This window comes from Streptodolium elevatio, from assembly GCF_040649515.1.
Taxonomy (GTDB): Bacteria; Actinomycetota; Actinomycetes; order Streptomycetales; family Streptomycetaceae; genus Yinghuangia; species Yinghuangia elevatio.
The window spans coordinates 1-12,514 of record NZ_JBEZFP010000204.1 but is presented as its reverse complement, the minus strand read 5'-3'; the positions used below and the strand labels follow the sequence as shown (position 1 = coordinate 12,514).

7 protein-coding genes are annotated in these 12,514 nt (G+C 71.8%); 5 read left to right on the top strand and 2 right to left on the bottom strand.

Features of this window, described 5'->3' with window-relative positions; genetic code table 11:
* Nucleotides 1–1,272: hypothetical protein (locus tag AB0C36_RS40835; protein WP_358364268.1), on the top strand; the 1,272-nt coding region annotated here is incomplete at its 5' end.
* A gap of 588 nt (nucleotides 1,273–1,860) precedes the next feature.
* Nucleotides 1,861–2,493: a hypothetical protein gene (locus AB0C36_RS40830; protein WP_358364265.1), complete on the top strand. Its 633-nt coding sequence runs from the start codon at nucleotides 1,861–1,863 to the stop codon at nucleotides 2,491–2,493.
* A gap of 613 nt (nucleotides 2,494–3,106) precedes the next feature.
* Here the strand turns inward: AB0C36_RS40830 and AB0C36_RS40825 are convergent.
* Both AB0C36_RS40825 and AB0C36_RS40820 read right to left on the bottom strand, forming a co-directional pair.
* Nucleotides 3,107–3,400 carry an STAS domain-containing protein gene (locus AB0C36_RS40825; protein WP_358364276.1) on the bottom strand — a complete coding sequence of 98 codons (294 nt, stop codon included), beginning with the start codon at nucleotides 3,398–3,400 and terminating at the stop codon, nucleotides 3,107–3,109.
* Nucleotides 3,397–7,398 (bottom strand): SpoIIE family protein phosphatase, encoded by a 4,002-nt coding sequence (locus AB0C36_RS40820; RefSeq protein ID WP_358364271.1) that lies wholly within the window; start codon nucleotides 7,396–7,398, stop codon nucleotides 3,397–3,399. Before AB0C36_RS40820 ends, AB0C36_RS40825 begins: the two co-directional genes overlap by 4 nt.
* A 765-nt stretch (nucleotides 7,399–8,163) precedes the next feature.
* Here AB0C36_RS40820 and AB0C36_RS40815 point away from each other — a divergent pair.
* The 3 genes from AB0C36_RS40815 to AB0C36_RS40805 all read left to right on the top strand — a co-directional run bounded on the left by AB0C36_RS40815 (nucleotide 8,164) and on the right by AB0C36_RS40805 (nucleotide 12,419).
* Nucleotides 8,164–8,553: an STAS domain-containing protein gene (locus AB0C36_RS40815; RefSeq protein WP_358364264.1), complete on the top strand. Its 390-nt coding sequence runs from the start codon at nucleotides 8,164–8,166 to the stop codon at nucleotides 8,551–8,553.
* Nucleotides 8,554–8,769: 216 nt separating this feature from the next.
* Nucleotides 8,770–10,989 (top strand): SpoIIE family protein phosphatase, encoded by a 2,220-nt coding sequence (locus AB0C36_RS40810; protein WP_358364261.1) that lies wholly within the window; start codon nucleotides 8,770–8,772, stop codon nucleotides 10,987–10,989.
* Between the two features lie 506 nt (nucleotides 10,990–11,495).
* Nucleotides 11,496–12,419 (top strand): SigB/SigF/SigG family RNA polymerase sigma factor, encoded by a 924-nt coding sequence (locus AB0C36_RS40805; protein WP_358364259.1) that lies wholly within the window; start codon nucleotides 11,496–11,498, stop codon nucleotides 12,417–12,419.
* Nucleotides 12,420–12,514: the final 95 nt, after the last annotated feature.

The following is a 12,514-nucleotide window of genomic DNA, read 5'->3' as shown; positions in this document are numbered from 1 at the left end:
GTTCCGGTGTACACCGATGCCCGGGCCCGGTGGTTCGCCCGCCGGGCGGACGAGCGGGTCGCGGCGGACCCGAACACCGAGAAGTCGGGGCTGTTCAACGGCAACGTGCCCGTGCCGGACCCGGACTCCGGCGAAACGGTGAACGTCCGTCGGCCCGTGCCGGCCGGGGACCGGGACCCGATCGCCTGGCGCACCTGTTACCAGGAAGGCGAGATCTACCAGGCACTCTCGGAGCGATTGACGAACGTCCCCGTCACCTATTACGCGGCGCCCGACGGAAGCGTCCTCCTGCAGCGGTACGAGACCGACGTCGCGCGTCTACCGCCGAACGGCACGGCGCTTCCGGAGGGAATCGCCGGCGAGGTGGTGGACATGTGGCGCCGTGTGCAGACCATCCCGCTCCGGAGGCCGTCCGGCCTCATGCCGCCCGACTTCGTGCGCTACCTGAAAAGCCAGAATCCGGACGCCTCCGTGGCGGTGCCGCAAACGGCCGACGAGTACCGCCGTCTCCACCTGGCCGATTTGGAGGCCACGATCGGGCTCGTCCACCTTCGCTGGGACGGGCTTCTCCCTGCGCTCGGGCTCACGCACGACCCGGCGGCTCCGGCGCGCGAGGCGGTCTCCGGCATGCGTGACGTACCGCTCAGGCCCGCCCATCCGGACATGCACCGAAGCAACGTCGGCATCAAGGACGGGCACGTGTTCTTGTGGGACCCGGAACTGGTCGGCTGGCACGACCCGCATGACGCACTTGCGACCTTCGTCGAGTGGGGCCAAAGCCCGGCGGATCAGGCACAGCGCATGGTGCATCGGGCAAAGACCATCTCCTCACCCGATGTCGCCGCGAACCTTCCGTGGAACGCGTCCCTTTGGCAGACCTTCCGGAAGATCTCCCTGCCGGTCAAGCAAGTTGCCATGTTGGCCAACCAATGCGCGCATATGACCCGTGAGGAAGCGGTGCGCAACATCGAGCAGAGTTCGCCTCATATGACCGTGCGGGTCAATCGTGCGAGGGAGCTGCTCGGCACCGGCGAGATGGCTCGGGAGCAGTTCGTCGAAAATTGCGTGGCAGAAGTTCTTCCCGCCGTGGAGCAACGTCGAGTACTCGGCACCGCCGCGTTGGGCCTGGGCGCGCTGTGGTCGGCAGCATCGGTGTTCGCCGTGCCCCAAGGATGGGCCGAGCGCCACAACCCGGAAGCTTCCCTCGCGACCGAACCCCGCGCAGGCGGCTACGGCCTCGCCCGCACCGCCGAACTGCAACCCAGAGGCTGAGGTGACCGACCGCCGCCAAACCCGAACCCGCTGCCGACCGAGCCGCATCGGTACGGTGCTCCCCCGCCCGGACCCGGGACGTCGGCGCGGCGACGGCAGTTGACCGTGACCGACCCCACCGCGCACCCCGCTCCCCAGCCCACCGCGCGGCCGTCCACGCGTTCGCTCGCCGCGCTGCTGGCCGAGCTGGACGTCATGCCGCCCGGCTGGGCGACGCCGCCACGGCGGCCACTCATCGCGGCGGCGCATCCGCCGGACTTCCTGCCGGACATAGCGGGCAACTGGCCCAGGCCGGTGACGAACTCGTACTCCATGGCGCCGACCAGAACGCGCCGCTGCACCCCGGCGCATTCGTCCAGAATCCGTCGCAGGTCGTCGTGGATCCGCGAGCTGCCGGCGGATCGACCTCGAAGACCGGCCGGGCGCACCCCGGGCCCGGCGCCGGTGCCCGGTGAGAGATTCGGGAGGTTGTCGCCGGCCTGTACGCGCAACCGCGGCGCGGAACGCAGTGGGAGCGAAGCGACGCCCTGTCAGGTCAGGATGAGACAACTGGACGAAGCATGCGGCTACCTGGAGGGCGACCGACCGATGACTCACACCCCTGGATGCGCTGGCGCCGCCGAAGACGGCGACAAGGCGGTGCTCGACGCGTTCGCACGCGCGAACATCGTCGCGTTCGCGGCCGAACTCGCGGAGCGCGGCTGCCCGGCTGAGGGACTGATCGATCCGGACGCGGCGGAGGAGGACGACGAGGAACGCGCCGAGTACCGGTTGTTCGCGGTTCACCCGCACGCGGATCTGGAGCGGTGGATCGCCATGCCCGGTGTCGAGCTCGCCGTCGTCCGCGCCGCCGGACCGGACGACCCCTGGGCCGTGGAATGCGACACGGACCGCTACGCCTGGCCCGATCTGATCGCCGAGTTGACCGACCAGGTCCTCGGACCGATCGCGTTCGGACGCAATCTGGCGCTCGTCAGGGACGAACTCGCCCGCCGCGGACTCGTGTTCCGCGACGAGGACGTGAGCACGGACGTGGACGCGTGCGGCGGAGGCTACGAGGCATTCACTTTGCGCGCACCGAACTCGGCGGTGATCCGTCTCGACGTCCCGAACCGCGAATCGGGTCCGGGTTCGCGGATCGAGATGTTCGTGAACGGCCACGGGTACGTCTTCGAGCAAGCGATCGAATCGATCCTGCGGGCGGCGGCACCGGCTCCATAACCCAACGGCCCAAGCTCGCTCAGCCCGAGAAACCGTGCACTCGGCACGACCGCCCGCGGCTGAACCGGGGACGGCCCGCGGCTCAAGGTGGACGGACGGAATGCACTCACAGAGAGACCGAACGTAGCTACGGATTTCGTCACCGCCCTCCTCCACACCACCCAGAACAGCCGAGGCCACACGGACGGGGAACAGGGCCTATCCGGCAGCTCGACGGGCCCGAAGGGAGCTCCAGTCCATGTGAGTTGGCACGCACCAGCGCTAACCGGACTTGGCGATGGCTGAACACGTCGAGGTCCAAGCTCTGGGCGACTGTTCTACCAGCACGCGTTCCGCACAGTGACCGCCTAGGCCAGAACCGGCCACGGGCGTCCCGGTGCGCCCAGGTCGCTGACGAGCGGCGACTGCCCGGGGGCCGCCGTGTGCCCGGGAGCACTGTTCGAGGGGGAAGGTTCCCTGACGTACGGGCCACGCAAGCACCTTGCGGCGGAGAGCGGCCTCGCGCGGCGCCACTCCGACAACCGCGGCACTGACCTCGCGACGAATTCGCCCAGATCGTGCGGGACTTCGCCATGCTCGGCGTCGAAACCGAGCCCCTCCCCCCGCCGTCGGGTCACAGCTCCATGCGGTGGATCGTCGTGAGGTCGGCCAGGCCTGAAATGGTCAGGACGGGCTGGAGGAGGGCCGTGGCGATGATCTCGATGCGTTCGGCGTGCGGGAAGATCACGCTGAGGCCGGCGCTGTCGAGGTAGTCGATGCCGGTCAGGTCGAGTACGAGCGGTCCGGGTGTCTCGTCGAGCGCGGCGGCCAGGGCGTCGGTGTTGCTCATGTCGATCTCGCCGACCGCGGTGAGCAGGGCAGTGCCGTCGGGGCGCCGCCCGGGGGTGAGGGTCAGGGGAGTCATCAGGCGATCCTCGTGTGCATGTCGACGGTGGTTCCCGCCGGGCCGGGAGTGACGGTGACCTGCTGCATCATGGCCCGCATCAGGCGCATTCCTCGCCCGCGGTGCGCGTTGCGCTCGGGCTGGGGCACCTTCCAGCGGCCGGAGTCGGCGACGGTCAGCTGCATCTTGTCGACGAAGGCCTCTGCCCGGAGGTGGATCGTCTCGCCGGGTGCGTCGCGGTGACCGTGCTCGATCGCGTTGGCGCACGCCTCGCCGGCGGCGACCAGGATGCCCTGCATCGTGTGCGGCGGCAGGTCGCATTGGGCCAGCCAGCCGCGCAAGGCCTCGCGTACGGGGGCCAGTTGGGACGACTCAGCGGGGAACGACACCTCGAGCGGCGCCGGGTGGCGGTAGAGCAGCAGGGCCACGTCGTCGTCGTAGCCGTCGGTCGGGGCCAGCCGCGCCATGACGGCCGAGGCGAGATCGTCGACGGCCACGTCCCGGCCGTCTTGGAGGGCTTGGCCTGCCTGGGCGATGCCCGCGCTCAGCGAATGCCTGCGTCGTTCGACCAGGCCGTCGGTGTACAGCAGAAGGGTCGCGCGCGCCGGGATGACGCAGCTGCTCTCCGGGCGCTGCCGACCGGGACGTACCGCGAGCGGCAGTGAACGCCCCTCCTCCAAAAGGCGGGTGGTGCCGTCGGGATGGACGAGGATCCCGGGCGGGTGCCCCGCGCTGGAGTAGGTGAGCTTCCCGCTCTCGGCGTTGAGCACGGCGCAGAAGACGGTGGTGCAGGCCGCGCCGGGGACCCCCGCGGCGAACCGGTCCAATGCCATCAGGGTCTGTGCGGGGCTTGCGTCCTGGAGGAGCAACGCCCGGCAGGCGCTGCGCAGTTGGCCCATGACGCTGGCGGCCTTCAGGCCGCGTCCGACGCAGTCGCCGACGACGATGCCGATGCCCCCGTCGGGCAGTGTGACGGTGTCGTACCAGTCGCCGCCGACCTCCAGCGGCTGTGTGGCGGGCTCGTAGCGCACCGCGAAGCCGTCGGGCAGGTGTGACGGGCCCAGGATTGCGCGTTGCAGGGCGAGCGCGGTCTCGCGCTGCTGGTCGATCTGGTGGGCGCGGCCGAGGCCTTGGGCGAGGTGGCCGGCCAGCAGGGAGAGCAGCAGTTCGTCCTCGCTGGTGAACGGCCGCTGTTCGCCGAGGTCTATCCACAGTGCGAGCGGTCCTTGGGGGTGCTCCAACAGGATTCCGGCACCGTTGCCGACGGCGATCGGGGTCAGCAGCGGTTGTCCGCGCAGTTCGGAGAGCATCTTGCGGCGGTCGTCCGGGAGTTGCTGCCAGGACGACGTACCGTCGGTGGCCGTCACGGCAGCCGCTTCGTCGCCGTGCGCGAAAACGGCCGTCAGGACGCTTCGCGCGTTCCACAGTTGCCGCAGTTGTACGAGCGCGCCGGTGAGCGCGTCCGCGAGGTTGCCGGCCTGGGCCAGGCTGGTGGACAGGGCCGCTCGGGCGGTCTCGCGCTGGATGGCGTAGTGCTCGGCGGTGACGTCGCGGAACGTGCCGACGATCGCGCTGCCGCCGGTGACAGGGTCGTCGACGTGGTTGAACGTGGCGCCGACCCAGATGCGGTAGCCGTCGCGGTGTACGACCGGGATGGTGTAGCTGCCCCGCGCATGGCCCAGCAGCTGGGCGAACGCGGCGGAGACGTCCCGGTGCGCGTCGGGGTCGGTGTCGGCGTTCGGCCACCACGGGTGCACCGGCTGGTACGGCAGCCCCTCCGGCCCGAAGCCGAGGATGTCGGTGAACGCCGCGTTGATCTCGACGACCGCGCCGTGCTCGTCGCAGACGAAGAAGGCTTCCTGGAGGGAGTCGACCAGCGCGGTGCGCCACCGCGCGTGGTGGTTCCGCAGCCGGGCCAGTTCGATGTTCGCCCGTACGCGGGCCAGGAGTTCGGCGGCCACGAACGGCTTGACGAGGTAGTCGTCTGCGCCCGCTTCGAGGCCTTCGATGGAGGCCTCCTGGCCGGCGCGCGCCGACAGCAGCAGCACCGGGACCGAGGTGGTGCGCCGGTCGGCGCGCAGTGCGCCGACCAGGGCCAGGCCGTCCAGACCGGGCATCATGACGTCGCTGATCACCAGGTCGGGGGCCTGGGCACGGACGGCTTCGAGGGCCTGTTTCCCGTCGACGACCGTGTCGACCCGGTAGCCGGCGCCGCGCAGGAGGCGGGCGAGGTAGTCGCGCATGTCGGCGTTGTCGTCGGCGATCAGCACGTGCGCGGGGACCGCCGACGCGGAGGCCGCCGGCCGGGTCACGGGCCCGTCCCCCGGATCGTCCCTCATGCCGGTGGGCGCGGCGGCGGCTTGCGCGGCGGGCAACCAGCGCAGCGCCTCTTGTACGTAGGGCGCGGCCGTACCCGGGTCCGCCGCCGTGCCCGCGGTGGTCCCCGCCTCGGGCCGCAGCGAGTCGGTCGGCAGGTGCGCGAAGCCGAAGGGCAGGCGGATGGTGAACCGCGTCCCTTCGCCGGGCGCGGACGCGGCGGTGATGGTGCCGCCGTGCAGCCCGACGAGCTCCTTCACCAGCGCCAGACCGATGCCGCTGCCCTCGTTGGACCGTGAGCGGGCGTTCTCGATGCGGTGGAAGCGCTCGAACAGCCTGGGCATCTCGTCGGCCGGGACGCCGACCCCGGTGTCGGCGACGGTCACGACCGCCATGCCGTCCTCGGCGTGCACGGATATCCCGATGGAACCCTCGAACGTGAACTTCAGCGCGTTGCCGAGCAGATTCAGGACCACCTTCTCCCACATGCCCCGGTCGATGTACACGGGCTCGGCCAGCGGCGGGCAGTCGACCGCGAACGCGAGGCCGGCCTTGTCGACGGCCGAGCGGAAGACGCTGGCCAGTTCCCGGGTCACCGCGGCGAGGTCGGCCGCCTCGAAGCGCGCCTGCATCCGCCCCGCCTCGATGCGGGAGAAGTCGAGCAGCGTGTTGACCAGCTTGCCGAGCCGCAGCCCGTTGCGGTGCACGGCCTCCAGTTCCTCGCCGATGCGCGGGTCCGCACCGGCGAGCTGGGACCGCAGCTCCTCGACCGGCCCCATGATCAGCGTCAGCGGGGTCCGGAACTCGTGGCTGATGTTGGAGAAGAACGCCGTCTTCGCCCGGTCCAGTTCGGCGAGTTCCTCCGCCCGCCGCTGCTGGGCCTGGTAACTGCGGGCGCTCGCGATCCCGGTGGCGACGTGTCCGGCGACCAGTTCCACGAAGCCGCGGTAGTCCTCGTCCAGCGGGCGGTAGCGGTTCAGGCCCGCGACCATGAACCCGTACGGCGTCCCGCCGTGCTGCAGCAGCGGCGCCACCAAGGCTTCGAGCGGCGGCTCCGCCCACTCGCCGGTGGGCAGGCCCGCGAAGAGCGGGCCGTCCAGCGCGGTCACGACGGGCCGGCCGCTCACCGGGGCGGCGGTGGGCCAGATGGTCTCCGAGCCCGGCGGGAGGACGTCCGCCGCGGCAGAGTGGCGGGCGTCGATGCCGGTGGCCGCGGCGAGCCGGGCGCTGCCGTCCTCGTCGAGGAGGTACGTCAGCGTGAACGGCAGGTCGGACCGGTTGCGGTCCAGCTGCCGGCTCGTGAAGTCGAGCATCTCCTGCTCGGTGCGCACCACGCTGGGGTCGGAGCCCAGGTCGCGCAGCGTGGCCATGCGCCGCTCGCCGACGACGCGCTCGGTGTCCTCGCTGACCACGCACAGCATTCCGACCACCTGACCGGCGTCGTCGCGCAGCGGGCTGTAGGAGAACGTGTGGTAGCTCTCCTCGGGGTAGCCGGAGCGCTCCAGGAACAGCAGGAGGCCCTGGTCCCACGTGGCCTGCGCGGTGGTGAGCACGGAGTCGATGCGCGGGCCGATGTCGTCCCAGATCTCGGCCCACACCTGCCGGGCGGGACGGCCGAGAGCCCACGGGTACTTGCGTCCCAGGGTGTCGCGGCGATACGCGTCGTTGCAGAAGAAGGTCAGGTCCGGGCCCCACGCCATCCACATGGAGAAGCGGGACGACAGCAGGATGCTCACCGCGGTCTGGAGACTCTGCGGCCAGCTCTCCGGCACACCGAGCGGAGTCGCGGACCAGTCCACCAGGGCGAGGTCCCGCCCGACCCGGGCATCGGCGGCGAACACGTCCGGCCGGGCGGGCAAGGGTGCCGGTAGGGGGGACGGCGGCTCGTCGGCCGCGCGCCCACCGGTCACCGGGACAGGCGCGGGCACAGGCTGGTCGGCCCCTGACACGGCCGGTTCGGACATGTCGGGCTCGGCATCGTCGGAACGCGTCACTGGCCAGTCATCCCGTTCACGTCATCCTTCCGCGAACCGCGCTTTCCCGGGGCAAGTCGGGAACGTGCCGTAGATTGCCCGCACAAGGGCACCGTAAAGCTCCCTTCGGGCCGCTGCGGGAACTTTGTCGAAGTGACCCCTCGAAGTGATCCGTAGGATAGGACAGCGATTCTGGGGCGACAGTTTGGGGACGGGACTCCGCCGCAAGGCCACCTCATCCGGGACCACCGGTACGAGGTGCGGACCTGTGCGTCGTCCCGTCGCCGGGGGTCGTGCCCGGAATCGTCCGCCGGGGGCCGGACCACGTTGCTTGCCGCGCCGCAATACGGGCAGCCTGCTCACTCAGGAGGCATGTCCGCTCGGGACGGCCCGAGCGCGGCGGCCGGAGGAGCGGCGTCCGGACCAGGCGCCGCACCACGCCACACCGCCCGGCGGCGTGTCACCGCCAGGCCGCGTCTCACCGCACAGGAGATTCAGGTGACCGACCGCATCCTCACCGCCAGTCGACACGTCCACGCTTCCGGCACCACCGTGCTGACGTTGACGGGCGACCTCGACTACCACACCGCACCGCAGTTGGGCCGCGCCGTCGAGGAGACGCCGCTGGGTCCCGACAACAACGTGGTCATCGACCTCACGGACCTCGCGTACTGCGACTCGACGGGGCTCACCGCCCTCATCACCGCCTACAAGCAGGCCACCGGAGCCGGTGCGCGGCTGGTCCTCGCGGCCCCCAGTGCGGAACTCCTGCGCGTCTTCGCGATCGTCGGCCTCGACCAGTTGTTCACCTACCAGCCCACGGCCGACGACGCCGTGAAGGCCCTCGGTCCGCACGACGCGTTGTCGCAGGGCCCGCTCACGACGTGAGGTCGTGATAAGCACGGCGGGTGCACGCCCGACACGGGCGCGCCCCGGCCCGCGCACGCCCGACCCGCGCACGCCGTGGTCCCGAGCGTGCCCGGCGGCAGCAGGGCGACCCGCGGCGAGGACGCGCGCGCCCGAACGGCGGTGTGCGTCGCGTCGGGCCATGCGTGCGTGGCAGGGTTACCCAGGAGTCGGCAACAAATCGAGAGGGCGGGGGCGATGGCGGAGGCTTCGTACTGGTCCGACCCTGTGCTCCCGGTGAGCCCGGTCGGCGTCGAGGAGGACCTGCGGGCGCTGTTCGGCCAGTCGACGGCCCTGTTCGCCTCCACCGCCGGGCCGGCGCACGTACTCGCGGCGGCCAACGCCGCCTTCTTCTCCGCGCTCGGCGGCGAGGAACGCGCCCGCACCGGTGAACCGATCGGCGTCCTGATGCCGGAGCTGGCCGACCAGGGGTTCATCGCCCTCTTGGACGGCGTGTACCGCACCGGCCGGCCCTACACGGGCCGGGACGCGCGCGTCCTGCTGGGTACCGGGAAGGAGACCCGCGAGGCGTTCTTCGACTTCACGTACGAACCCCGTCGCGACGAGGCCGGCAACACTGTCGGCGTCCGCATGATCGGAACCGAGGTCACCCAGGTCAAGCACGCCCAGCGGCTGGCCGCCGAGCACCGGGCGCTGCTGGAGCAGATCGCCCGCCAGGCCCCGCTGGACGACGTCCTGGAGGGCATGGCGAAGGCCATCGAGGACCTCTCCCCCGGTGTCCTGGTCTCGGTCCTGCTCGCCGACGCGGACGGCCGGACCCTGCGTCACGGCACCGGCCCCAGCCTGCCGGACTTCTACAACCGGGCCATCGACGGCATCACCACCGGCGACGGCGTCGGCTCGTGCGGTACGGCCGCCCACCGCCGCGAACCGGTCGTGGTCGCGGACATCGCGCACCACCCGTACTGGGACGACTTCCGGGCCCTGGCCGAGCAGGCCGGCCTCGCCGCGTGCTGGTCCACGCCCATACTGGCCCGCAACGGAGCCCTGCTGGGCACCTTCGCGATGTACCACCGCACGCCTCGTGCGCCGCAGGACGCGGACCTCGCGCTGGCGAAGCTGTTCGCCAGCACCGCGGCGCTGGCCATCGAACGCCACCACGCCGAGCAGGCCCGCCTCCACGCCGAGGGGCGCGAGCGGGCCGCGCGCGACGACCTCGCCTTCCTGTTGGAGGCGAGCACGGCGCTGGGGGCCGACCTGGACTACGTGCACACGCTGCGGCGCCTGGCCGACCTGTGCGTCCCGACCCTCGCGCCGCTCAGCGCCGTCGACATCGTCGAGGCCGGGCGGATACGGCGGGTGGCCACCGCGGCGTCCAGCGAGGACGAGAAGCGCCTGCTGCGGGGGCATTCGCCGGGCCACGACGCGGCCGACGAGGCGGTGGCGCGCGTACTCGCCTCCGGCGTGACCGAGGTCGCCCGCCGCCCCGCCGAACCGGACACCGGCGACGGCCTGCACACGACCGGCTATGTCTGCACGCCGCTACTGGACCGGGGACGGCCCTTCGGCGTCCTGACCCTCCTCGGCACCGGCGACCACGTCTTCGACGGACACACGGTGGCGCTCACCGAAGAGCTGGCCCGCCGCGCGGCGTCGGCCGCCCTCAACGCGCGGCAGTTCACCCAGCGGGTGGCCCTCGCGCGCGACCTACAGGCCGGACTGCTGCTGACCGATCTGCCCGCGGTACCCGGCGCCGACCTCGCCGCGCACTACCACCCCGCGGGCGAGGGGCTGGACATCGGCGGCGACTTCTACGACGTCTTCCCGCTGGACGACGGTACGTGGGCCGTCATGCTCGGCGACGTCTGCGGCCGCGGCGCCCTCGCCGCCACCACCACCGCGCTGGTACGCCACACCGCACGGGCCGCGGCACCCCTGCTGTCCGACCCCGGCGACGTCGTACGCGCCGTCAACCGCGCGCTCCTCAACCGCCACGCGAGCCTCGACACCGGCTTCGTCACCCTCGTCTACGGCCATCTCACGCCGACCGACGACGGGCTGACGATCGACCTGGTACGCGCCGGCCACCCCTTCCCCCTCCACCTCGACCGGCACGGGGACGCCCATCCCGTCGACGCCCCCGGCACCCTGCTGGGCATCGGCGACGACCCGCGCGTGTCCACCCGACGCGTCCACCTGCACCCCGGCGAGAGCCTGGTGCTGTACACCGACGGCATCACCGAGGCCCGCGACGCGGACGGCAACCTGTTCGGCGAGAGCCGGCTGGCCGGCCTCCTCGCCGAGCAGCCGCCGGGTCTCGCGGCCGCCGCGCTGCTGGACGCCGTCACCGAGACCGTGCACGCCTTCGCCGGACACCGCGACATGGACGACGACCAGGCGGCCATCGTCCTGACCGCTACCGCCGCCACCGCCACCGCCACCCCGGCCGGCCCCTGACACCTGCCACGAGCCGAGGCGGGTTCGCCGTGCCGGAGCAGGGTGGAAACCGCATCGACGACGAGACCGCCATGCCGTGACCGGCGCACGGCGCCGCCCGAAACGCCTCCATCAGGGCCGGTCGAGGGCAGCGTTCTCGAACGATCGCTGCCCGCTGCGGCGGTTGCTCCTTGCCACGGCCATCGGTCTGATCCCGCGGACGGGCCTCGTGCTGCCGTTCGTGCTCGCGTGGTGACCCTGCGGCGGCATGCGTTTGGGCGACTTGTCCGGTGGTACTTCCTTCGATCGAGGGCGGTTCCGTCAAGGGCCCTCTCCTGGGCGGCGCGTAGCCGCCTGTCTGCGGCACAGAACCTGTGCCCGGGCGCGCGTGGTGCCTGAAGCCAGCGGGCGGCGCGGCCCACGCCCGGTGCCCGCGCGCACGGCCCCCAACCCTGGCCGACGGAGAGATCCCTGCTCCACGGCACCGAGGCTTCCGCGACGACGAACGCGAAGGAGCCCGATCACCGATGCCGACCACCACAGCCCCCGCCCTGCCCGCGACGGAACTCGTCGACGACGCGAACCTCCCCGACGCCACCGACGAACACGCCCCGCTCGCGCGGGAGGATATGCGGAGCCTCGGCCGGGACGGTCTGCGCGCGCACACCGACCGGCTGCTGCGCCGGCTGGCCCGCCTGGAGCCGGGCACCGAGACCTTCGGCCGGACCCGCGCCGAGGTCATCGAGCTGAACACCGGCCTGGTCAAGCACCTGGTTCGCCGCTTCGTCCGCTCCGGCGAGGACTTCGACGACGTCTACCAGACCGGACTGGTGGGCCTGGTCAAGGCGGTCGACCGGTACGACGTCGAGCGCGGCACCGGGTTCATCTCGTTCGCACAGCCGACCATCACCGGCGAGATCAAGCGGCACTTCCGCGACACCTCCTGGGCCGTCCACGTCCCCCGCGGGCACCAGGAACTCTTCCTCGTCGTCGTCAAGACCGCCGACCAGCTCCAGACCGAGCTGGGGCGCGACGCCACCGACGAGGAGATCGCCGACCGACTCGGCACCACCGCGGACGAGGTCCGCGCGGGCCGTGCCGCCGCCGACGCGCACCGGGTCGGCTCTCTCGACGCCCCCATGTCCGCCACTTCAGGGCGCGGTGACCGCCCGCTGCCGTTGCAGGACACCCTCGGCGCCGAGGACCCGGGCATCGAACTCGCCGAGTTCCGGGCCTCCGTCGCCCCGTTGATCGCCGAACTTCCGGAGCGCGACCAGAAGATCCTGCGCTGGCGGTTCTGGGACGACCTGACCCAACGCCAGATCGGCGAACGCCTCGGCCTGTCCCAGATGCACATCTCCCGCCTTCTCACCGCCGTCCTCTCCCGGCTGCGGGCCCATCTGGAAGCCGACGGCGTCGCAGCGAACACCCCGCTGCCCGCCGCGGCCTAGGTCGTGTCTTCAAATTCTCGCCGGGCCCGCGAACCGTGGCACGCACGCTCGCCGCGTTGCGGACCTTGCCGCCGGGCCTGGCGGCCCTCCCAAGC

What these genes read in the sequence shown, in the direction of transcription:
- AB0C36_RS40830 (WP_358364265.1), top strand. Translation starts at nt 1,861, where the DNA reads ATGACTCACACCCCTGGATGCGCTGGCGCCGCCGAAGACGGCGACAAG.
- AB0C36_RS40820 (WP_358364271.1), bottom strand. Translation starts at nt 7,398, where the DNA reads ATGTGGATGGCGTGGGGCCCGGACCTGACCTTCTTCTGCAACGACGCG.
- AB0C36_RS40810 (WP_358364261.1), top strand. Translation starts at nt 8,770, where the DNA reads ATGGCGGAGGCTTCGTACTGGTCCGACCCTGTGCTCCCGGTGAGCCCG.
- AB0C36_RS40805 (WP_358364259.1), top strand. Translation starts at nt 11,496, where the DNA reads ATGCCGACCACCACAGCCCCCGCCCTGCCCGCGACGGAACTCGTCGAC.